The 21,308-nt window shown below is 69.8% G+C and carries 20 protein-coding genes and 1 pseudogene; 10 read left to right on the plus strand and 11 right to left on the minus strand.

Going from position 1 to position 21,308, the window contains the following annotated elements; genetic code table 11:
- Positions 1-51: 51 nt before the first annotated feature.
- From mraZ to ACLJO0_RS23640, 5 genes are all read right to left on the minus strand, one after another.
- Positions 52-483: a division/cell wall cluster transcriptional repressor MraZ gene (mraZ, locus tag ACLJO0_RS23620; RefSeq protein WP_005156436.1), complete on the minus strand. Its 432-nt coding sequence runs from the start codon at positions 481-483 to the stop codon at positions 52-54.
- 821 nt (positions 484-1,304) lie between these two features.
- Complete coding sequence (locus ACLJO0_RS23625; RefSeq protein ID WP_410580560.1) at positions 1,305-2,057, minus strand: ESX secretion-associated protein EspG; 753 nt, start codon at positions 2,055-2,057, stop codon at positions 1,305-1,307.
- Entirely contained in the window at positions 2,054-2,632 is a 579-nt protein-coding gene (locus tag ACLJO0_RS23630; protein ID WP_125793405.1) for a PPE domain-containing protein, read from the minus strand. Before ACLJO0_RS23630 ends, ACLJO0_RS23625 begins: the two co-directional genes overlap by 4 nt.
- A gap of 187 nt (positions 2,633-2,819) precedes the next feature.
- A complete protein-coding gene (locus tag ACLJO0_RS23635; RefSeq protein WP_410580561.1) occupies positions 2,820-3,362 on the minus strand; it encodes a DUF3558 family protein in 543 nt (180 codons plus the stop codon).
- A gap of 4 nt (positions 3,363-3,366) precedes the next feature.
- On the minus strand, positions 3,367-3,720 hold the full coding sequence (locus ACLJO0_RS23640) for a hypothetical protein (protein WP_125793404.1): 354 nt from the start codon (positions 3,718-3,720) through the stop codon (positions 3,367-3,369).
- A 285-nt stretch (positions 3,721-4,005) separates the two neighbouring features.
- Here ACLJO0_RS23640 and ACLJO0_RS23645 point away from each other — a divergent pair, with 285 nt between their 5' ends.
- From ACLJO0_RS23645 to ACLJO0_RS23655, 3 genes are read left to right on the plus strand one after another with little or no spacing between them, the layout of a single operon-like run.
- A complete protein-coding gene (locus ACLJO0_RS23645) occupies positions 4,006-5,094 on the plus strand; it encodes an AAA family ATPase (protein WP_410580562.1) in 1,089 nt (362 codons plus the stop codon).
- A gap of 17 nt (positions 5,095-5,111) precedes the next feature.
- Entirely contained in the window at positions 5,112-6,386 is a 1,275-nt protein-coding gene (locus ACLJO0_RS23650) for a DUF58 domain-containing protein (RefSeq protein WP_410580563.1), read from the plus strand.
- Positions 6,383-8,893, plus strand: coding sequence for a transglutaminaseTgpA domain-containing protein (locus tag ACLJO0_RS23655; RefSeq protein WP_410580564.1), 2,511 nt, complete (start codon positions 6,383-6,385; stop codon positions 8,891-8,893). The genes ACLJO0_RS23650 and ACLJO0_RS23655 overlap by 4 nt, the downstream gene beginning before the upstream one ends.
- 143 nt (positions 8,894-9,036) lie before the next feature.
- Here the strand turns inward: ACLJO0_RS23655 and ACLJO0_RS23660 are convergent, their stop codons facing one another.
- From ACLJO0_RS23660 to ACLJO0_RS23670, 3 genes are all read right to left on the minus strand, one after another.
- Positions 9,037-9,453 carry a DUF3040 domain-containing protein gene (locus ACLJO0_RS23660; protein WP_125785309.1) on the minus strand — a complete coding sequence of 139 codons (417 nt, stop codon included), beginning with the start codon at positions 9,451-9,453 and terminating at the stop codon, positions 9,037-9,039.
- Between the two features lie 197 nt (positions 9,454-9,650).
- On the minus strand, positions 9,651-10,868 hold the full coding sequence (dinB, locus tag ACLJO0_RS23665; RefSeq protein WP_410580721.1) for a DNA polymerase IV: 1,218 nt from the start codon (positions 10,866-10,868) through the stop codon (positions 9,651-9,653).
- Between the two features lie 517 nt (positions 10,869-11,385).
- Positions 11,386-12,117: a methyltransferase domain-containing protein gene (locus tag ACLJO0_RS23670; protein WP_410580565.1), complete on the minus strand. Its 732-nt coding sequence runs from the start codon at positions 12,115-12,117 to the stop codon at positions 11,386-11,388.
- A 109-nt stretch (positions 12,118-12,226) separates the two neighbouring features.
- Here ACLJO0_RS23670 and ACLJO0_RS23675 point away from each other — a divergent pair, with 109 nt between their 5' ends.
- The 5 genes and pseudogenes from ACLJO0_RS23675 to ACLJO0_RS23695 all read left to right on the plus strand — a co-directional run bounded on the left by ACLJO0_RS23675 (position 12,227) and on the right by ACLJO0_RS23695 (position 15,679).
- Complete coding sequence (locus tag ACLJO0_RS23675; RefSeq protein ID WP_125785307.1) at positions 12,227-13,093, plus strand: ParA family protein; 867 nt, start codon at positions 12,227-12,229, stop codon at positions 13,091-13,093.
- A gap of 6 nt (positions 13,094-13,099) precedes the next feature.
- Positions 13,100-13,903, plus strand: a complete 804-nt coding sequence (locus ACLJO0_RS23680; RefSeq protein ID WP_410580566.1) for a DNA-formamidopyrimidine glycosylase family protein — start codon at positions 13,100-13,102, stop codon at positions 13,901-13,903.
- A gap of 126 nt (positions 13,904-14,029) precedes the next feature.
- Positions 14,030-14,203 (plus strand): annotated as a pseudogene (locus ACLJO0_RS23685) (adenosine deaminase); the annotation flags it as partial.
- Between the two features lie 349 nt (positions 14,204-14,552).
- Positions 14,553-14,738 (plus strand): hypothetical protein, encoded by a 186-nt coding sequence (locus ACLJO0_RS23690; protein ID WP_410580567.1) that lies wholly within the window; start codon positions 14,553-14,555, stop codon positions 14,736-14,738.
- 380 nt (positions 14,739-15,118) lie between these two features.
- The gene (locus ACLJO0_RS23695) at positions 15,119-15,679 is read left to right on the plus strand and encodes a GNAT family N-acetyltransferase (RefSeq protein WP_125793397.1); all 561 of its coding nucleotides are present in this window, start codon (positions 15,119-15,121) and stop codon (positions 15,677-15,679) included.
- Here the strand turns inward: ACLJO0_RS23695 and ACLJO0_RS23700 are convergent.
- Positions 15,676-16,587: an SDR family NAD(P)-dependent oxidoreductase gene (locus ACLJO0_RS23700; protein WP_410580568.1), complete on the minus strand. Its 912-nt coding sequence runs from the start codon at positions 16,585-16,587 to the stop codon at positions 15,676-15,678. The genes ACLJO0_RS23695 and ACLJO0_RS23700 overlap by 4 nt on opposite strands.
- Positions 16,588-16,653: 66 nt before the next feature.
- Here ACLJO0_RS23700 and ACLJO0_RS23705 point away from each other — a divergent pair, with 66 nt between their 5' ends.
- Together ACLJO0_RS23705 and ACLJO0_RS23710 are read left to right on the plus strand one after the other, a co-directional pair.
- The gene (locus ACLJO0_RS23705) at positions 16,654-17,244 is read left to right on the plus strand and encodes a TetR family transcriptional regulator (RefSeq protein ID WP_410580569.1); all 591 of its coding nucleotides are present in this window, start codon (positions 16,654-16,656) and stop codon (positions 17,242-17,244) included.
- Between the two features lie 21 nt (positions 17,245-17,265).
- Complete coding sequence (locus tag ACLJO0_RS23710; protein WP_410580570.1) at positions 17,266-18,315, plus strand: quinone-dependent dihydroorotate dehydrogenase; 1,050 nt, start codon at positions 17,266-17,268, stop codon at positions 18,313-18,315.
- On the opposite strand, the gene ACLJO0_RS23715 is transcribed toward ACLJO0_RS23710, so the two are convergent.
- Together ACLJO0_RS23715 and pspM are read right to left on the minus strand one after the other, a co-directional pair.
- Positions 18,275-19,909, minus strand: coding sequence for an amidase family protein (locus ACLJO0_RS23715; protein ID WP_410580571.1), 1,635 nt, complete (start codon positions 19,907-19,909; stop codon positions 18,275-18,277). The genes ACLJO0_RS23710 and ACLJO0_RS23715 overlap by 41 nt on opposite strands.
- A 396-nt stretch (positions 19,910-20,305) precedes the next feature.
- Positions 20,306-21,289: a phage shock envelope stress response protein PspM gene (gene pspM, locus ACLJO0_RS23720; protein WP_410580572.1), complete on the minus strand. Its 984-nt coding sequence runs from the start codon at positions 21,287-21,289 to the stop codon at positions 20,306-20,308.
- Positions 21,290-21,308: the final 19 nt, after the last annotated feature.

The raw sequence follows: 21,308 nt of genomic DNA on the forward strand, positions 1-21,308 counted from the left end.
CGAAGCATGAACCCGCGCCCCCCGACGGCGTGGGTGCTTCCTCGGTCACGTCTAGAAGACGCCCGGCAGAACTTCCTCTCGAGCCTTCGCGTAGCTGTCCTCGTGTTCGTCCAGGTAGCCCTGCCACGCTTGGGCGTCCCAGATCTCCAGCCTGGTGATCGCCCCGATCACCACGCACTCCTTGTTCAGCCCGGCATAGCGTCGGAGCTCGGACGCGATCGCGATACGTCCTTGCCCGTCCGGGCGTTGCTCGTCCGTCCCGGCGAAGAGATAACGCTGGTAGGCCCGGACCGCCTCGTTCGTGAACGGGGCGTCGGCGACCTTCCTCGCCATCTGCTCGAACTCGGCCCGGGGAAAGACGAAGAGACAGTGATCCTGTCCCTTGGTGACCATCAGCCCACCGGCGAGCGCGTCGCGGAACTTCGCGGGCAGCGTGAGCCGCCCTTTGTCGTCCAGTTTCGGGGTGTGGGTGCCGAGGAACACCGGCTCCACCTCCCTACCGATCCCGGCCGCGAACAACCAAGCTCGGTCACGGGGCTCCCTTCTGCCCCACTGCGCACCACCGTACCCCACTTTTCACCACAGTCAACGCGTCAAAAGCCGCGACCACTCCGTCGTGTCAGACGTTTTCGCTGGTCAGCCAGGTGGGGCCAGGTGGGGGCGTGGTGGGGGACGGTGGCCAAGATCCCCCTGGGCGGGTATCGAAGCAACCTCATTCATGCCTGATGCGTCCGGATATCGGCCGCCGGAACCCTGCTGTGGGGCGAAATGGGGGCGAAAGTGGGGAATCCGGTAGGGAGCGGTGGGGACACTGTGGAGGGTGACGACGTCGGTTCATCCGATGACATGTCGACAAAGGACCCTCGGCGACTCTCTCGTGAGTGGCTAGGACGGTTCTGGCGCGCCTTCTCTTAGGTACCTGCTGCGTGGCCTGCGGCGCTTCTTGCGTGGTGCCAGGTTTGAGGTACATGAAGGCCCCCTTCCTGTACCTAGGCGCAAGGAAGGGGGCCTTCATGTACTTGGGCTGGCGTGAAGGTCGAGTTTCCTCGGCTGAGCCGAGGGAAGGGGGCCTTCACGCGCTGCCGCTGTAGTGCCGAGGCTTACGGTGGCGTTCCTGTCCGCCCGCAGCTTCATGCTGGGCTGAGCTCAGCCCGGCATGACGTGAGGGGCCCCTTTCCTACCCTCAGAGTAGGCAAGTAGTCCCTCACGGACCGGCAATCCCGACCCGCCGCCCGCCGTAGGTACCTAAAACACGGTTCGCTCTAACCGTCCTAGCCGCTCACGAGAGCGAGACCGGGCCTAGGTCAGCGGTCCGGGTCCAGCAGCGAAGCGAGACGCGCGGCAAGCCGCGGACCGTCCACAGGGGACACAGTGACCCATGCCTGCCCGCCCCGGCCTTCGGTCCGCGCCGCGCAGTACGCGCCGACGTCGGTGTCGAACCAGGTCAGCCCGCCGGCCCGGTGTGCGCGGCCGTCGCGGTCCCGGGTCCGCACGGTGAACTGGCCCGCGCTGTAGACCGGCCGGGCCTGGATCGCGAGTACCTCGCGCAGCTGACCGTCCGAGGCCGACGAGCGTCCGCCGTCGCCGAACACCGGATCCTCCAGGTCGCCGCCGAAACGCGCGGCGGGCAGGCTGATCCCGTAGCCGGGGCCGGGCCGCAGCTCGGGCAGGACGTCGACGATCGCGGCGAACACCTCGCCGTCGCCGATCCCGGAAAGCGCGATGGTCTGTTCCGGCTGGGTGGCCAGTACGCCGTGCCGTCCGCGCGCGGCCGCGACCGCGCGGAACGGGGCTTCGGCGGTCATGTCGGCCAGAGCCTCGCATTCGACGTAGACCTCGGCGCGGGCGAGCAGATCCAGCCGCGCTTCGAGGGCGGCGTCGAGCCGGTCCCCGTCATAAAGGCCTCGTTCGGTGAGGTTTTCGTAGACCGCGTCGCGGATCTCGGCGCGTTCCGCTTCCGTGGCGCCGACGCTGCGGACGGACAGCGGCCAGGGCGGGGCCGCGTGTCCCAGGTCGGACCAGAGGACGTCGAACGCCGACGCGGAAACGCGGATCAAGACCGCCCCAGCTCGGGCGGCTTCCCGAAGGAGACCTGCGGAGTCAGCGAACGCAGTGAGGCATCGCGGGTGTTCATGACGTCGACGGCCTTGCGCCGGGCCTCTTCGGCTTCCGCGTGCTTGGCCTCCATCTCGTCGGCGAGCGCGGCGAGGAGCGCGAGGTTCCCGCGGGCGGCGGCACCGCGGATCATCGCGCCCGGGTCGTAGTCCACCGGCGGCGGCATGTCGGCGCGGGCCCGCGCGGCCGCCTCGGCCTGTCCGGCGACGGCCTTCCCGAGCGCGGACGAGAGGTCCGCGGACCAGGCCAGCCAACCGGACGCCTTGGCCAGCACGCCACGGAGCGCGTCGCCCGCTTCCCCGCGCCAGTTCTCTTCGCTGCTGCCGACCAGTCCGGCGAGCTCCGACGTCGCGTCGTTCATACGCCGGGCGAGCGCGTCCCAGGCGGCGCCGATGCCGCCCGCCGCCTCGGGGTCGTTGCCCGCTTCGACTTCCGCGGCCAGCGCCTCGTGGCTGTAGGCCTCGTACCGCGTGGCCGCGACCGGGACCTCACGTCCCGGCGTCTCTCCTTCAGACACGACACCTTCTCCTCAGTATCCGGTGGTGAACCCGCGTCCGCGATCGCGTCGACAGGACGCTGCCTGGTCAGACCTCTCACGTTCACGGGCCAGGGCGCCCTGCCACCTCGATAGCGGGGCCTTCGGCCGGGCGGGTTCACGCGACATGTCCATCTCCCGAGTTCATCCTCAGCTCCGCTGACCGCTCCTAAGGCAGTTTGGGTTCGGCCAATCCCGCCACCTTCACCGCGCGCTCGCAGGCGAGCGGGGTGTCGGTGAAGTTCGTGTTGCTCACGTCGATCTGGACGCTCGCCTTCTCCCCCATGCCGAGCAGGACCGCGCAGGTCCCGTCGGCGGCCTTCTTGTCGGCGACCTTGAGCGCGTCCCGGCCGCCGACCTTGGTCTTGGTGGCGGTCTTGCGCGCTACTTCGAGGTCCGTCAGGCCGTTGCGCTCGTCCACGGTGATGGTGACGCCGAAGGTCGCGGGCACCGTCCAGTCGCAGGCGCGGGCACCGTTGATCTCCTTCGCGACGCCGAGCACGTTGATCCCGGCCGTCGACCGGTCCTGCGGGCCGAGCAGCGCGCACGGGTCCACCCCGCGATCCGGCGCGGGCGCCGAAGACGAGGGAGCCGGGGCCGGGCCGTCTGCGGCGGGCGGAATCTTCGCCTGGCCCGCGGCCCCTTGCCCGCAGGCGGACACTGTCATGACGGCGAGCGCGCCGAGGGCGAGAAGAGGAAGGCGGGAGCTCATGGGTTCAGCCGCCGACACAGTCCACGTCCGCCGCCGCTTGTTCATCCTGTCGGGTGTACCGGGCCAGAGCCTTCTCGATCCGGTTCTTGAGCGCCTCGAGTTCCCTGCCGAACGCCGTCAGCGCCTCGACCGCGGAGCCTTCGGCGCCGATCCCGTACTGCGCCATGAACTTGCCGACCTCGTCCGCGTATCCCCCGCCGAGGGGAACCGTGCGGCCGAGGACCTTCGCCTCGCGGACCATCTGGCCGACCACGTCCTGCAGGGCGGAGATCTTCGCGTGGGCGTCGGCTGCCAGCTCCGGCGCGACCGCGAATCCGCTCAGGTCGAACCTGGGCTTGGCGGTGCTCACCTCGCTCATATGCGATTACGCCTCTCCGTAGTCGAGCGACCTCGCACCGGAGCATACGACAAAACCCGGCGTCAGCGGGAGCACCCGAAAACGCGCTCACCTCACCCGATCGAGGTAAAGTCTCCGGTTGCACAGAGTCATCGACTGGGGTTGGCGGGGTTCCCCCCAAGAGTTCGCCCGAGTTTGACACACTTCGTGGGAGGCTGACCGCTGCCCGGGCCATCGCCCGGGCGTTGAAAAGCTGGCCTTCAGCAGACCCAGCGGACATCCAGCCACGCGGCATCAGGAGGTCGAGTGACGTCGAGAATCCAGTCTGCGACGCCCGGCGAACAGCAGGGTGAGCAGGCAACCGGGCAAGCGCCGTACCCCACGGCCGCCGGCTCGGTCAGCGGCCGGCAGAACGGCCGTGCGAGCAGAGCTTCGCTCGACGAACTGCACGAGACCGCGCGGCGGATCGCCGCCAACGTGGAGCGGGTACTGGTCGGCAAACCCGACGTCATCCGCATCGCGCTCGTGACCCTGCTCGCCGAAGGCCACCTCCTCGTCGAGGACGTCCCCGGGGTCGGCAAGACCTCGCTGGCGAAGGCGCTCGCCCGCTCGATCGACTGCACCGTCAGCCGGATCCAGTTCACCCCCGACCTGTTGCCCAGCGACGTCACCGGGGTGTCCATCTACAACCGGCAGAGCGGCGGGTTCGAGTTCCGGCCCGGTCCGGTGTTCGCGAACATCGTGGTCGGCGACGAGATCAACCGCGCCTCGCCGAAGACGCAGTCGGCGCTGCTCGAATGCATGGAAGAGCACCAGGTCACCGTCGACACCTCGACGTACCACCTCGAAGAGCCGTTCATGGTGATCGCCACCCAGAACCCCATCGAGATGGAGGGCACCTACGCGCTGCCCGAGGCCCAGCGGGACCGGTTCACCGCGCGGGTGTCCATCGGCTACCCCGACCAGCAGGCCGAGCTGGCCATGGTCGACGAGCACGCCGGGCACAACCCGCTTGCCGATCTCGAGCCCGTCTCCGACCGTGAGTCGGTGCAGCGGCTGATCGAGACGGTACGGGCGGTGCACATGTCGCCGGAGATCCGCCGGTACGCCGTCGAGCTGGTGTCCGCGACCCGTCAGGTGCCGGAGATCCGCCTCGGTGCCTCGCCTCGGGCGACCCTGCAGCTGGTCCGCGCCTCCCGCGCGCAGGCCGCGCTGTCCGGCCGCGAGTTCGTCGTCCCGGACGATCTGCACACGGTCGCGGTCCCGGTGCTGGCGCATCGCATGGTGCTCACCACGGAGGCGCACGCGGCTCGCCGTTCGGCCACCGACGTGGTCCGCGCGATCCTGAACCGCGTTCCCGTCCCGCAGGGCTCGTCGGGCACGAACCACCGCTGAGAGATAAGAGAACAGCCATGCTGCGTGCGCTGTCCGGCCTGACCACACGCGGCCGCTGCCTCCTCGCCGCCGGGGTCGCCGCGGCGGCTTGTTCGGTCGTGCTCAACGAACGGGATCTGCTGCGGGTCGCGATGTTCGTCATCGCCCTGCCGCTGCTGGTCGCCTTCTTCATCTCGGCGACCCGGCTGCGGCTGGGCGCGGCCCGCTCGCTGCGCCCGGAGCGGGTCTCGGTCGGCTCGCCGGGCGAGGTCCAGCTCGAACTCTGGCGCGACGGCAGACTCCCGGCGGGCGAGGTGCTGCTCGAAGACGGTGTGCCGTACGCGCTGGGTTCGCGGCCGCGGTTCGTCGTCGAACGGCTCCCCCACGATCGGCGCGTCGCGCTGCGGTATCCGCTTCAGCCGGTGCTGCGCGGGATCCAGCAGGTCGGCCCGCTGCGGGCGACGATCACCGACCCGTTCGGGCTGTGCGAGTTCGAACGTGAGCTGATCGGGCATTCCCGGCTGGTCGTCGTCCCGAAGGTGGTCGGCCTGTGGGGGCTGCCCAGCGGCGCCGGGATCGGCGCCGGCGACGACGGCAGCATCCGCCTGCACGCCGGACAGGGCGAGGCGGACGTGATCGTCCGGCAGTACCGCCAGGGCGACGACCTGCGCAAGGTCCACTGGCGCTCCACCGCCCGCCGCGACGAGATCATGGTCCGCGTCGAGGAACGGCCCTGGCGTGGCGGCACGACGGTGCTGCTGGACCACCGCGCGGCCGCGCATCACGGCACCGGTCCCGCCGCGAGCCTCGAATGGGCCGTCTCGTTCGCCGCTTCCGTCGGCCTGCACCTGCGCCGCTCCGGTCACCGCGTCCGGCTGATCACCGAACACGGCCAGACCCTGGCCGACACCCCCGGTGAGGGTGGCGAGCACTACGACAACGTCGTGCTCGACGTCCTCGCCGCGCTTCAGCCCGCGCACCAGCGCGACATCACCCTCGGCCACGACCCGGCCGAAGGACAGGAACTCATCGCCGTGCTCGGCACCGTCAGCAACGAATCCGTGCACGAACTGTCCCGGTACCGCCCGCGCGGGATCCGGAGCCTCGCCGTGCTGCTCGACACCCCCGGCTGGTCCTCCGGCGTCAACCGCCCGGAGAACCGCGCCGCCGCCACCGAGGAATCGGTGGCGCTGCTGCGCGCCGCGGGCTGGGGCGTCGTCGTCGCCGGACCCGGATCGCCGATGCAGCAGGTGTGGGCCGAACTGTGCCAGACGGCCACCCGCCGGGGCACGCTGATCGGAGGCGGCCTGTGACCGCGACCGCGCCACCCCGCCCGCACACCCCCCGCCCGCGTCCCGAAGCGCCGCCGCCGGTTTGGACGAGCAGTGTGCTCGCCCCGGTCGCAGCCGGGCTCGCCACGCTGTTCGCCTCGACCTCACTCACCGGCGTCGTCTCCGGCTGGGCGTGGTTCGGCTACCTGCTGGTCGCCGTCGTGCTGATCGCCTCCACCGGGCTCGCCCTGCGCTCGCTGCGCGCGCCGACCATCGTCGTCGGCCTGGCGCAGCTGCTGGTACTGCTGTTCCTGATCACCGGGGCGTTCACCACCAGCGGGATCCTGAAGATCATCCCCGGGCCGGACGCGCTCGAAGAACTGCGCGGCGTACTCGCCGCGGCGGCCGAACAGATCCGTGTCGGACTGCCCCCGGTCGAGGGCACGCCGCCGATCCTCTGCCTGGTCACCATCGCGATCGGCCTGGTCGCCGTCCTGGTCGACACGCTCGCCGTGGCCGCCGCCGCGCCCGCCGCGACCGGCTTGGTCCTGCTGTGCGTGTACGCCGTCCCGGCGGCGCTGGCCGAAGACATGCTGCCGTGGTGGACGTTCCTGCTGGGCGCGGCCGCGTTCGCCGCGCTGCTCGCCGTCGACGGCAACCACCGGCACCGCCGCTGGCGCAACCGCGAGGCACCGGGACTGGGCAATTCGGCGAGCACGTTGTCCGCGCCCGTCGGCGTGGTGGCCGCGGCGATCGCGATGGGCCTGGTGATCGGCACGGCCGTCACCGGGATCGGCACGGTCGGCAAACTCCCGGGCGCCGAGGGAACCGGCCGCGGTGGCGCGGGCGGCTTCGGTGTCGAGCCGTTCACCCAGCTGCGTGGCCTGCTCGACCAGGGCGAGAACGTGGAACTGTTCAAGGTCTACGGGATGGGCGCGGACAAACGGCTGCTGCGCGCCTTCACCCTCGACACGTACACGCCGAACAAGGGCTGGGGGCTGGCGCAGAACGGCCGCGCCCAGCAGGGGGTGCAGGCCAACAAGGGCCTCCCGCCCGCTCCCGGCGACGACGGCGCCGGCCCCGCGCGGGACATCCGGATCGAGCCGACGAACTGGGTCGACAACTGGCTGCCGATCTACGGCGCGCCGCGGTCGATCAACGGGCTGGCCGACAACTGGCTGTACGACCCGGTCGGTGGTGCCGTGTTCACCACGACCAAGCAGAACGCGCCCGCCTACACCGAGACCGCGTCGATCAAGGAGCCGTCGAAGGACGAGCTCCGGCTCGACGACCCCCGCCTCGCCGAGGTACCGCAGCAGTTCGTCCAGGTCGACCGCGTCGATCCCCGGGTCGCCGCGAAGGCCAAGCAGCTGACGGAGAACGAGTCCAACAACTTCGACAAGGCGCAGGCGATCTGGTCGTTCTTCACCGCGCAGAACGGCTTCGTCTACGACACCAAGACCGCCGACGCCACCGACTCCGACGCGCTCGCCGACTTCATCCTCAACGGCAAACGCGGATTCTGCGAGCAGTACGCGTCCGCGATGGCCGTGATGCTGCGGTCGGTCGGCATCCCGTCGCGGGTCGCCATCGGCTTCACCTCCGGGACCCCGAAGGGCGACTACCTCTCGATCAGCTCCGAGGACGCGCACGCGTGGGTCGAGGTCTACTTCCAGACGAAGGGCTGGGTCAGCTTCGACCCGACCCCGCTGCTCGACGGCCGCGCGGTCGTCCCGCCGTATCTGCAGACCGACACCAGCAGCTCCGCGACCAACGACACCCAGGAAGTGCCGAGCGCGCCCGCGTCGAGCGCCCCCGCCACCGGCACGCCCCGCGACCCGGGCGCGGACCTCGGCGCGGACGGCGACGGCGGTCAGCAGGAGGAAGAGCCGCTGTGGCCCGCGATCCTCGCCGGGATCCTCGGTGGCTTGGCGGCCGCGCTGACGGTGGTCGCGATCGTGCGGTCCCGGTTGAGACACCGGGCGCTGATGCGGCCTGGGGCCTCCTCGGCCGCGGACCGCGAGGACAACGGGTTCCTGGACAACCAGAACGTGACGAACTGGCTGCCGCTGATCGCGATCGGCCTGTGGGTGGCGGCGTTCGCGTTCCTGGCGGCCTGGGTGTCGTGGTGGTTCGCGCTGGCACTGGTGGTCGTCCTCGGCGTGCTCGGCACACCGACGACGATCCGGGAGATCAAGCGGCGGCTGCGGCTGCAGAAGATCGCGTCCCACTCCCCCGCCGCGGCCGACGCGGCGTGGCGGGAACTGATGGACGAATGCGCGGACCGCGGCCTGCCGCTGTCCGACGGCGACACGGTGCGGGTGGCAGGCCGGAAGGTCGTCGAGAAGCACCGTCTGGACGAGGAAGGCCGCACCGGCCTGCGGACCGTCATCGGCGTCGTGGAGAAGTCCTGGTACTCGGACACGCCGGCGGACGATCAGGAGCTGGGCCCGGCCTTCGACGAGGTGCGCAAGAGCCTGAAACGGAACGCGCCCATGTCGTGGAAGGGCCGCCTGTTCCCGCGGTCGCTGCGGCGAGGGAAGAAGTAGCAGCCCCGCTCTCAAGTACATGAAGGCCCCCTTCCTTGCGCTAGACGCGAGGAAGGGGGCCTTCATGTACTGCACCGAGACACAGGACAACGCGAACATGCCGACGAGGCACCGCCTCGTCGGCATGTTCGCGTGTGTGAGAGCTACTGCTCCTCGAAGCGCTGCCGGAAGCGCTCTTCCATGCGCTGGGTGAACGAGCTCCGGCGCGGGGACGACTTGCCGCCGCCACCTCCGCCGGCCCCCGGGCCACCGCTGTCCTTACCGCCTTCCGTTTCGGCTCCTTGCCGAATCGATGTGACGGCCATCATGACTCCGAAGAACATCACGAGGAACCCGAGCACGCTGATCACTGGAATTTCGGCGACCCGGATGTTGACCACCACGCCGAGCACCAACAGTGCGACGCCCACTACGAACAGGGCGATGCCCTGCAAACGCCGTCGGCGGGCGGGGCGGCGCAACCGGGTGCCTCGCACCGTGGATGCGAACTTGGGGTCCTCGGCATAGAGCTCGCGCTCGATTTGATCGAGCAGCCGCTGCTCATGCTCGGAGAGTGGCATCTTTCCTCCTCCGGCACAGCTGTCGCGGGCGCCGGGCCGCGCAACGTCATGGACCCAACAGACAACCCCAGGCGGGGTGTCTCTGTCCAGGATACGAGCCCCGCGCTCGTCCGACTACCCGATCCCGTATCCAGAAGGGATCAAATTGGCCGAAACCACCCGACGCGGCTCTCTCGAAGACGGCCGAGCGGCCGATGTCACTGGTCACGGGGGGTCAGCAGTGACGCGGGCCGCACCGCGCCGTCACCGAACTTAGACCTCGCGACGTCGGCGGCGAGTTCCGCGTCCCGCCAACGGGGCTCCGGTGTGTCGAAAAGCAGCTGTTCTCCATCACTCTCCGTGTCCAATCCCTCGACTCTTACGCCGATCAGGCGGACTGCGCCCGTCGGCGCGTGCTCGGCGAGGAGCTCGACGGCGGTGCGGTGGATGTCGCGGGCCACATCCACTCCTACGGCGGTAGTCCTGGCGCGGGTGATGGTCTTGAAATCCGCGAACCGGACCTTGATCGACACCGTCCGCCCGCGCAGCCCGCGGCGGCGCAGGGTGGCGGCCACGCGTTCCGACAGCCGGAGCAGTTCCAGCCCGAGCGCCGAGCGGTCGTGGAGGTCGACGTCGAAGGTCACTTCGGCGCCGATCGACTTGTCCGGCGTCTCCGGGACGACCTCGCGCTCGTCGTGGCCGCGCGCGAGCGCGAACAGGTGCTCCCCCAGCGCCCGTCCGAGCGACCGCCTCAGCCTGGGCAGCGGGGCGGCGGCGACGTCGGCGATGGTGTCGAGCCCCTGCTGTCGCAAGTGCTCCTCGGTGCGCTTGCCGACGCCCCACAGCGCCGACACCGGCAGCGGGTGCAGGAACGCGAGCGTCTCGGCCGCGGGAACGACGACCATGCCGTCCGGTTTCGCCATCCCGGACGCCAGTTTGGCGACGAACTTGACCTTCGCGACGCCGACCGAGCAGCTGATCCCGAAATCGGCGGCGACCCGCTCCCGGATCCAGGCGCCGAGCCGGGCGGGCGAGGAGTCCAGCCGTTTGAGCGCCCCGCTGACGTCCAGGAAGGCCTCGTCCAGGCTCAGCGGCTCCACCAGTGGCGTCAGCTCGCGGAAGATCCCCATGACCCCCTTCGACACCTCGCCGTACAGCCCTGGTGTCGGGGTGATGCAGATCAGCTGCGGGCAGAGCCGTTTGGCGGTCGAGAACGGCATGGCCGACCGCACACCGAACTCGCGCGCCGCGTAGCTCGCGGCCGCGACGACCGACCTCGGGCCGCCACCCGAGACGACCACGGGCTTTCCCGCCAGCTCCGGTCGCGTGCGCAGCTCACAGGACACGAAGAAGGCGTCCATGTCGACGTGCAACAGACCGCAGCCGGTGTCGTCGGGCCAGGTGGTGGCCCCGGTCGTCACCCGGTAGCGGGCCATCCCACCGGGCAGTTCAGCGTTTCGTCCCACAGGCAGAAGCTAGCCCGGACCACCGACAGTCTCGTGAGTGGTGAGGACGGTTCTGTTGAGGGGAAGCCAAACGTGACGTGGCGCGGGGCCAGTGTCGCTCCTGCGTACGCGTTCTCCTGGTAGTGAGGGCCTCCTTGCCTACTCTGACGGTAGGGAAGGAGGCTTTCGCTACCGTCGGATGTGGTCCCTGGTGGTAGTGGGACGGCTGTGGCCTCGACGGCCGGTGGTGAATCAAGGCGTGGCTCGCGTGTCGCGTCACCCGGCCCACCGTCTCGCCCCGAAACACGCCACGTTTGCCTTACCCCTCAATAGCCAAAGAGGTACCTACGTGGATTCCGGCTGCGGTTGATCTCAGGCCTGGCCCGTGAAGCCCCCTTCCCCAGTACATGAAGGACCCCTTCCTTGCGCCAGGCGCAAGGAAGGGGTCCTTCATGTACCTCAGGCGGGCAAGAAACTTCGGTACCGAGCCGGTCGAGTCTCAAACGGGTCAGGGGCGGTGGGCCAGGAAGTGCAGCCTGCTGGAGATGTCCCGCAGCGGCGGAACCGACGCCGCCGCCAGCTCGAACTCCGCCAGCTCCTCTTCCCGCACGCCGCCGGGCACGAAGTCCGCCACGACGCCGTCGCCCTGGAGCGAAGTCACCTCGAGCCCCACGTCGATCAGCTGCGTACGGAGGGCCTCGGCGTCGAAGCGCCGCAGCACGGTCTCCCGGCCGCCGCCGAGCACGCCGCTCTCCGCCGCGAGCAGTTCCCGTGCCTCGCCGAGCCGTCCGGCCAGCGCACGCTGCAGGATCGCGGCGTGGCGGTTCGCCACCAGCACCGAGACCGCGCCGCCGGGTTTGACCGCGGCGGCCAGTGCGGCGAGCACCAGCGCCGGGTCGTCGACGACTTCGAGCAGCCCGTGCGCGAGGACGAGGTCGGCCGAGCCGTCCGCGACGTGGGCGCCGAGCGCGTCGGAGTCGTCGGCGATCACCGTGATGCTGCCGGAGACGCCCTCCTCCTCGGCGCGGCGGCGCAGGGTCGCCAGCGCGTTGGGGTTCGGCTCGACGACGGTCACCAGGCAGCCCGCCGAGGCGAGCGGCACCGCCCAGCCGCCGCTGCCGCCGCCGACGTCGACGACGTGCGGCTGTTGTGCGCCTCGCGCCCGTGCGGCCCGGAGTTCTGCTTCGAGAACCCGGCGAACCGCCCCCGATCCCCGCGTGGCCACGGTGTCCGTCTTCATAAACGCACAGGGTAATGCCCGCCTTCCGGGCGCCGCCGGGTGTAGTCCGATGCGGTGTTCGACACCTTGCCAAGGAGCCACCCCGCCGACTGCCCGTAGGCTGTATCGAGTGCACACGGTCGCTGTTCTCAGCCTGAAGGGTGGCGTCGGTAAAACGACGGTCGCCCTCGGTGTCGCGTCCGCCGCGCTGCGTAGGGGCGCCCGGACTCTCGTGGCCGACCTCGACCCGCAAGGCAACGCCACCACCTCGCTGGACCCGCCCCTCACCGATCGCACGCTGGCCGACGTGCTGGAGACGCCGGTGCGCTCGGTGCTCGAACGAGCGATCGCGCCCAGCGTGTGGAGCGACCGGATCGACGTCCTCGTCGGCGCCGAAGAGCTCGAAATGCTCAACGAGCCCGACGCCGACAACCGCCGTCTGGAGAATCTCTCCCGCGCGCTCGACGAACTGCACACGAACCCGCTGCGCGAGGAACCCTACGAACTGGTGATCCTCGACTGCCCGCCGTCGCTGGGCAGGCTGACCCGCTCCGCGCTGGTGGCCGCGGACAGCGCCCTGATCGTCACCGAGCCGACGATGTACGCCGTCTCCGGCGCCCGCCGGGCGCTCGAGGCGATCGAGAAGATCCGCGAGGAGCAGAACCCGGGGCTGCGGCCGATCGGTGTCGTGGTCAACAAGCTCCGCGTGCGTTCCTACGAGCACCAGTTCCGCGTGGCCGAACTGCGGGAGAACTTCGGCCCGCTGGTGATGCCGACGGCCATCCCGGACAGGCTCGCGGTGCAGCAGGCCCAAGGCGCGTGCAGCCCGATCCACGAATGGCACTCCCCCGGCGCGCAGGAGATCGCGCTCACCTTCAACATGGTGCTGGCGAAGGTGCTGCGCTCGAGCCGGGCCGGACGGCATCGCGTCCGCGGCGACGAGGATCCGGAGACCACCGAAAAGCCCGCCAAGCTGAGCGACACCGGCACGGGCTGACGTCCGATGCCCGAAGGCGACACCGTCTTCCTCGCAGGCAAGGTCCTCGACAAGGCACTGGCCGGGAAGACCTTGCTGCGAGGCGAGTTCAGGGTCCCTCAGCTGGCCACGACCGATCTCGCCGGACGTGCCGTGCTCGGCGTCGGCACGGTCGGCAAACATCTGCTGACACGGTTCTCCGACGGGATCACGTTGCACAGCCACCTGCGCATGGACGGCAAGTGGGACGTCTACCGGGCGGGCGCGCGCTGGCGCAACCCGGCGCATCAGGCGAGGGTCATCCTCGCCACCGAGGATCTGCAGGCGATCGGATTCCGCGTGCACGACCTCGAACTCGTGCCCACGGACGAGGAAGACCGGCTGGTCGGTCACCTCGGCCCGGATCTGCTCGATCCACAGTGGACGGACGAACTCGCGGAGCGGGCGGCGGCCGCGCTGGCCGCGGACCCGGATCGCGAACTGGGCGATGCCTTGCTGGATCAGCGGATCATGGCGGGGATCGGCAACATGTACAAGGTCGAGATGTGCTTCCTGCTCGGCGTCACACCATGGACGCCGGTGTCCGAAGTGGACCCGGCGAAGGCCGTCGCGCTCGGGCGCAAGCTGCTGAAGACCAACGCGTGGCGCACCTCGCAGACCACCACCGGCGATCTGCGCCGCGGCCGTGAACACTGGGTCTACGAACGGACCAAACAAGGCTGCTTCCGCTGCGGCGGACCGCTCCGGGTCGCGCCCCAGGGTGCCGGGCACCAGGCGAGGCCGACCTGGTTCTGCCCGAAATGCCAGTCCGGACCCGCTCCGAGCCGCTAAGCCGGCCTGGTGACGCTCTTCAAGCTCCCGCTCTACGGGGCCGACACCGAACGCGGCGACCTCGCTCCCTGAGCCGCCCGCTTCCTCCGCACGTCACCTTCACTTCTTTCCCCAGGGAGCTTTGTCATGCCCGGAGTCCTCACGGGCGAGGCGCTGCGCGCGTTCGTGCACGCCCTGCCGAAGGTCGAACTCCACGTCCATCTCGTCGGTTCGGCGAGCCTGCCCACGGTGCTGGAACTGGCCAGGCGCCGCCCGTCCGCGGGGGTGCCGACCGACCCCGCGGCGCTCGCCGAGTTCTTCACCTTCCGCGACTTCCCGTATTTCCTCCGCAACTACCTGGCGGTGACTTCGCTGGTGCGCGACGCCGTACAACCACGTCCTCGACGGCGGCACGGGCTGACCACGGGGTGGAACTGGCCTGGTGCTTCGACATTCCCGGCGAGAAGGGGATCGTCGCCGGCCGTGAGACGGTCGTGTTCGCGCTCCGCGAACGCCCCGAAGGCCTGGTGTCCTTCGGTCTCGGCGGGCGAGAAGTCACTCGACAGCAGCGACATCGACCCGGCCGAAGGGGCTCCCCAAGGGCGCTCCGCGCCCGACGGAGACTTCGCCGTCGCGCGCCTCTTTCGGGCCGGAGGCCCACGGAAACGTTTTGCAGGGCGCCACCCTCGACGGCGAGTACGTCGCGGTCGCCGAAACGCTGGGCCTGAACGCGACCGAAATCGCCCGGTTCGCGAAGAACGCCGTGGAAGCGTCTTTTCTGCCTTCGGCGGACAAGACCGTCCTGGAGACGGAGATCGAAGAAATCTTGTTGCAGGACCCCGAAGTCCTCGCATAGCGTGGCGGTACACGAGAGAGGAGGTGGTCCAAAGTTGTATTCCAACAGGACTCGTGAGGTGACTGTCCGCTAGCGGACTGCACGCGTAGGACTTTTGAGCAGCGATACAACGCAAGTTGGAGCCACCTTCGGCTCGTCGTCTCTGCTTCGCGTGATGCCTGATAGCGAATACCAGGCAGTCACCGGGCCCCCGAGGTTCCCGAGCACCGGTCCGGCTCGGGCCCGGCCGCCGATTCCGGCGTCCGGGAGCCGCCTCGGGGGTACCCTTATATCCGGGATATGACCCTTTTGCGAGCCCGGAGGGAACCACCCGTCGCCTTGGAAGACCGTCCGCCGCTGTTCCGCCCCCGGAACCGGCGCAGACTGGATAGCCTGACGCCATGTTGAGGCCCGACTTCCCGATCATCACCCAGCGCCTGACACTCCGCGCCTTCACCTCGGCGGATCTCGACGAACTCAATTCCTTCCAGTCCCGCGCCGACGTCGCCCGCTACCTCTACTGGGGCCCGCGCAGCCGGGCCGAATCCGCCGCCGCGCTCGCCAAACGGGTGCACAGCAGCAGCCTGTCGAAGGAAGGCCAGTTCCTCGCGGTGGCCGCGGAGCTGACCGAGACCGGGCAGCTGATCGGCGACCTGAACCTCGAATACCTCAGCAGCGAGAAGCGCCAGGGCGAGATCGGCTTCGTCTTCCACCCCGACCACCACGGCAAGGGCCTCGCCGCCGAAGCCGCCGTCGAGGTACTCCGGCTCGGCTTCGAAGATCTCGGGCTCCACCGGATCATCGGTCGCTGCGACGGCCGCAACACCGCCTCGACCGCGCTGATGGAACGCCTCGGCATGAAGAAGGAGGCGCACCTGCGGCACAACGAACTGGTCAAGGGTGAATGGTGTGACGAACTCGTCTTCGCGATGCTCGAAGACGAGTGGAAGGCGAGCCGCTAGCTCTTCGCGTCGGTGGCCCACTGCCGCACGCGATGGTCGCGCAACTTCTCGCAGAGGTCCCAGATCGCGGCCCTGGTGTGGTCGTCCAGGACCGCGTCGGGCCAGGGGACGGGCCGGGCCTTGCTGGAGAAGTAGGCCCCGCTCGTGGTCCGGACCTCGGGACTCGCGGCCAGGTGCACGCTCGACTCCGTGGCCTTGAGCAGGGCACGGCGGCCGTAGAGCACGGGCATGATCAGGCGCAGCAGCGGCACGATCGGGCGGGCCGGCGGCGGGTAGGTGCCCATGGTGAGCCCCTTGTTCATCGACGTGGAGGCGTGGCCGGGATAGGCGACGTTCAGCGTCACGCCCGTCCCCGCGAGCCGCTCCGCGAAGGTGTAACTCATCGCCATCTGCGCCAATTTGGTCTGGTTGTAGAACGACAGACCCACGTAGGACTTCTCGCCCTGAAGGTTGTCGAGGTCGATCCGGCCGCGAGGGATGCCGCCGGTGATGTTGATGATCCGAGCCGCTTCGGCCTCCTTCAAAGCGGGTAGCAGCCACTGGGTCAGACTGAACGGCGCGACGACGTTGACCGCGAACGCGCTTTCGATCCCGTCTTCGGTCAGTTCACGACGGGCCCGCGTCGCCCCCGCGTTGTTGATCAGCACGTCCAGACGGCCGGCTCGCGCGGTGACCTCCTCGGCTAGACGGCGTATGTCACGGAGCCGGGACAGGTCGGCCGTGATCGCGTTGACGTCCCTGTTCCCGCTGGACCGGCGCAGTTCCTCCGCCGCCGACTCGGCTCGCGCCTTGTCGCGCCCGACGAGGATCACCCCGGCACCGAGCGAGGCGAGCCGCCGGGCGGTTTCCTTGCCGATGCCGCCGGTGCTCCCGGTCACCAGCACCGTCTTGCCTTCCATCGTCTTCATCAGACCTCCAAAGTTGTCACCTGGTGTCATCATAGACACCAAATGACACAAAGTAGACTGGGGTGCATGTCGGAGGGTTTGCGCGAACGAACGCGCCGGGCGGTACGGGCCGAACTCGCGGAGGTGGCCATCGGCCTGTTCGCCCGCCAAGGTTTCGAGGAAACGACCGTCGAGGAGATCGCCCGCGCGGCGGGGCTGACCAAACGCAGCTTCTTCCGCTACTTCCCCGCCAAGGAGGACGTCGTCTTCGACGGCATCGACCTCACCGGCGAGAAGGTGGTCGCCGACCTCGGCGCGCGACCCGCCGAAGAAGATCCTTGGGCCTCCCTCCAGCACGTCCTGCGACGCTGGCAGGAAGAGATTCACGCGAGCGAGCGGACACTGGCGACCCTCCGCCTCATCGAGACGACTCCCGCCCTCGGCGGACGGCTACGACAACGCCGGGCCGAGTGGCGACAGCGGGTGAGCGACGCGCTGCGTGACCGGCCTGGCGCCGGACTCGACGCGTTCACCGCGGACCTGCTCACGAACGCGGCCACGGCAGTTCTCGACGCCGTGTCGAGTGCGTGGCTGCGGTCCGGGGGCACGGCGGACCGGCTGTCGCTGCTGGACCGAGGGTTCGCCCGGATCCGGCTTACCGAAAGCGGCGGCGACTGACCCGCCAGGCATGATGGGGCCGTGTTCTTCGACAAGATCGTCCGCCCCGCTCTCTACCGGGTCTCCGGCAGCGACCCCGAAACCGTGCACGAACGCACCATCGGCACGCTCGCCAGGCTGAGCCGGGTCTCCCCCGCGCTCGGCGCGCTCGGCCGCGTCTACCGGACGGACGATCCGGTCACCTTCCTCGGTCTCCGCTTCCCGAACCGGGTCGGCCTCGCCGCCGGGATGGACAAGAACGGCCGCGCGCTGCACGCGTGGCCCGCGCTCGGTTTCGGTTTCGTCGAGGTCGGCACGGTCACCCGGCATCCGCAGCCGGGCAACGACAAACCGCGGCTGTTCACCCTCGCCGAGACCGACGCGGTGATCAACCGGATGGGTTTCAACAACGAGGGCGCCGAGGCGCTCGCCGCCCGTCTCGCCGCGGGCGGGAAGCCGCCGGTGCCGCTCGGCGTCAGCATCGGCAAATCCAAGGTGACCCCGCTCGACGAGGCCGTCGAGGACTACCGGTTCTCACTGCGGGCGCTGTACCCGTACGCCGACTACTTCGCGATCAACGTCAGTTCGCCGAACACGCCGGGACTGCGGGCGTTGCAGGACAAATCCGCGCTGGCCGAACTGCTTTCCGAACTGCGGAAGACCTCGGCCGAGCTCGCCGGCGACACGAAGCCGACGCCGGTACTGGTGAAGGTCGCCCCCGACCTCACCGACGAAGCGCTCGCGGAACTGCTGGAGGTCTGCCTCGAACACGGTGTCGCCGGGCTGATCGCGACCAACACGACCTTGTCCCGCGAAGGGATCGCTCCGCCCGAAGCCGCCGTCGGTGAGCAGGCGGGCGGACTGTCCGGCCGCCCGCTCACCGCGCGCTCGGTCGAGGTGGTGCGGTTCGTGCACGACGAAACCGGCGGCAAGCTGCCGATCATCGGCGTCGGCGGGATCTTCGACGCCGGCGCCGCCGCACGGATGCTCGACGCCGGCGCCGGTCTCGTCCAGCTCTACACCGGTTTCGCCCTGCACGGTCCCGGTCTGGTCAAGCGGGTCGCCCGAGGTCTCGCGGCCCGGCCGTACTGACGAACCTCAGGTAGGCACGCCAGCATCGGTACTTCGTCAGCTCCATCGCGTTCCCCGTGGCGGCCTGGTCGCACAGGACGGCCAGCGGCGTCTCCCCGTTCTCCAGCCGGATCCGGCCGAGGACGAACGGGGCGGGCAGCGTGGCCGCGAAGGCACCGAGAGCGGCGGGCGAGAGCCGCCAGCGTTCACCCGAAAGCATCGTGTGCTCGCCCGTGGCGTCCACCGGTACCACCCCAGGCTGCGGCGGATCGGACGGCAGCAACACCATCCGGTAACCCTCGCCGGTCTGGACCAGCCCGGTGAACCGCGCTCCCGCGGCGACCAGCCGCCCGTTCAGCGGCTGCCCGCGCAGATGCGCGCCGAACACCACGAGATCCGCACCCGCTGTGGGATAAGGGAAGTCGGCCTGTTCGTCGGTGAGCACGGCGGCGAGGTCGATGGCGACCTGGTCGTCGAACGGCCGCACCACCACCGAAACCCCGTACGGCCCGAGATCCGACGGCGACGCCGGCACCGTGACCGCGGCGAGGTCGAGCAGGTTGACGAAAGCCGTGAAACGCTCCAGGCGTTTCGTGACACCTTCCGGATCGGACAACGCCTCGGCGACCTCGGGATGGTCGGCGACGGTCGGGAGGACCAGGGCGTCGTACTCGGACAGCATCCGGAGCGCGATCATCCCGGCCTCGGCGACGCGCTGCCTGTCCGCGGTGAAGCCGTCGTCGTGGATCAGCTCGCCCACCGACAGCAGTGCCGAGACCTCCACCGGCTCCACCAGTGCCCCGGACGCCCGCAGCGCCGAAACCGCGCCGAGGAAGGCCGACCGGGATTGGAGCGAAAGACCGGTGAGGGCGTCGGAGCCGGGAATCGCCACGCGCGGCCGATCCCCCGCGGACAGCCGGACGTCCGGCGGCCAGTCCCTGGCGAGCGGGTCGATCCCGTCGGGGCCGGTCATCAGACCCAGCGCGCGCTGGCCCAGCGTGAGACTGCGCGAGAACAGGAAGATCCCGGCACACGGCGCTGCGCCCGTCTTGGGCACGAGGCCCAAGGTCGGCTTCAGCCCGACGATCCCGTTGAGCGAGGCGGGCACGCGGCCCGCTCCCGCCGTATCCGTGCCGACCGCCAGATCGACCAGCCCGAGCGCGACGGCGACGGCCGCGCCACTGCTCGCGCTTCCGGACACGCGGGCGGTGTTCAGTGCGGCGCTCACGCCGCCGTACGGGCTGTGGGTGTGCTCGAGGTCGCTGCCGAACCGATCGCAGTTGGTCTTGCCGATCACCACCGCACCGGCCGCGGTCAGCCGGGACACCGAGGTGGCGCCGACACAGCAGACGTCCTCCCCCGCCGTCGGAAGACCGGCGACGTCGAGCACGTCGGCGGCCGCTAGCAGGGTTCCGGCGAGCGGCAGGTCCACACCCGCGCGAACGCGCTCATCGACCGCTTTGGCGTCGACGAGGGCGTCTTCCACAGGGCGGAGGGCGATCCACACGTCGGGCCGGTCGACCTCGGCGATCCGGTCGTAGGCCGCTATGACGCGTTGGTAGGAACTGGGAGTCGGGGCTGGGGTCGGTTCTGGTTCCGGGGGAAGCGTCGTCACTGGGCGTCCTTTCCTCGGTGGGGACGAGAAAGACCACTGCGCGAGATCCACTGTGTCCGGTCCGCCACCCTGGGACGCCCGCTCACGCGGGCTGGGTTCAGGCCCGAGCTGGGAAGAGCACTGCGTGCATGTGAGAAACGTTAGGCATCGCGGGTTGCCTCCACCAGCGGTTTCGGGTTACGCGAGCGTTTCGGTATCACACAGTGAGCGAGTCGTTACGCAATGGAGTATTAGCGACGACGAATGAGACGATGGTCCAGGAAAGCGCCTGCTCAGACGCTACCCGGCTAAGCGTAACTCGCGTGCTTGAAGGCGTATCTCGCGTGATTGAACGCGTAACTCACGAGATACGCCTCCAAGCACGCGAGATACGCCTCTGATCACGCGAGTCGCGCGTCAGGAGAGCTCGCGCAGCGCCATGGCCAGTCCGGCGAGCTTGTCGGTCGCGTCGGACAGCTGCTCCTTGGACGACGTCATGCCGTCCGAGCTCGCGGCGACGGTGTGCCCGGCGGCCGCGACGAGGCCGCCGTAGCCGTCGAGACCGTCGTCGAGCTGTTCGCGCAGTTGCTTGATGGCGGCGTCGAGGGCGCCCCGTTCGCGCTCGGGCGCGGCGTCCCGTCCGCGTTCGATGGCCTGGATCCGGCTCGCCAGCCCGCGCAGGGCCTGCGCGGCCTCCGCGGCGGTGGTCCGGGCGTCCGCGACGGCGATCTCCGACACCGGCATGGTGCCGAGCGACGTCGGCTGCGAAAGCTGGCGAAGCAGCTCCGTCAGCGAAGCCTCGCTCTCGGCGAGGCGCTCCATCGGCTCTCGCGCGACAGACCGCGCCGGAGGCAGCGGAGGCGGAGCGGCGGGAGCGGCGGGCAGCACGGTGCGCTTGAGTTCCCGCAGCCGCAGCCCCGAGCGGACGCCGAAGGTACCGAAGACGATGGCGAACGCGCCGCCCGCGATGGCCTGGAGGATGTCGGCCTCGCCCGCCTTCAGCAGGCCGGTGCCCGCGACGACGGCGAACAGTCCACAAAGGATGGTGAGGAGGATCCAGAACGTCATCGCGCGGGAGGTCCGGCGCTTGCGTCGCTCCAGTTTGGCGGCCGGTTCGTTCCAGCGGGCCCATTTGGCCTTCGCGTCGGCCACGACCGGGATCTGGCCCGCGGCCATCGACGTCAGCTGCTGCGAGATCTTCGGCATGGCGGGCATCGGCGGCATCTGCGGACGCGGCTTGGGCGGCGCCGGCCGAGCGGGCCGCGAAGACCCCTGCTCGGAGGGCGGGATGTAGCGCTGCAGCTTCTCCTGCGCGCGCTGGGCGTAGTCGGGCAGCTTTTCGATGTGCTTCTCAAGCTTGGCGGTGAACTCCCCGAAGTCCTTGCGCCTGCCCTGGCCCATTGCCCTCGCCCCTGTCGTC

This window comes from Amycolatopsis sp. lyj-108, assembly GCF_046549005.1.
Taxonomy (GTDB): Bacteria; Actinomycetota; Actinomycetes; order Mycobacteriales; family Pseudonocardiaceae; genus Amycolatopsis.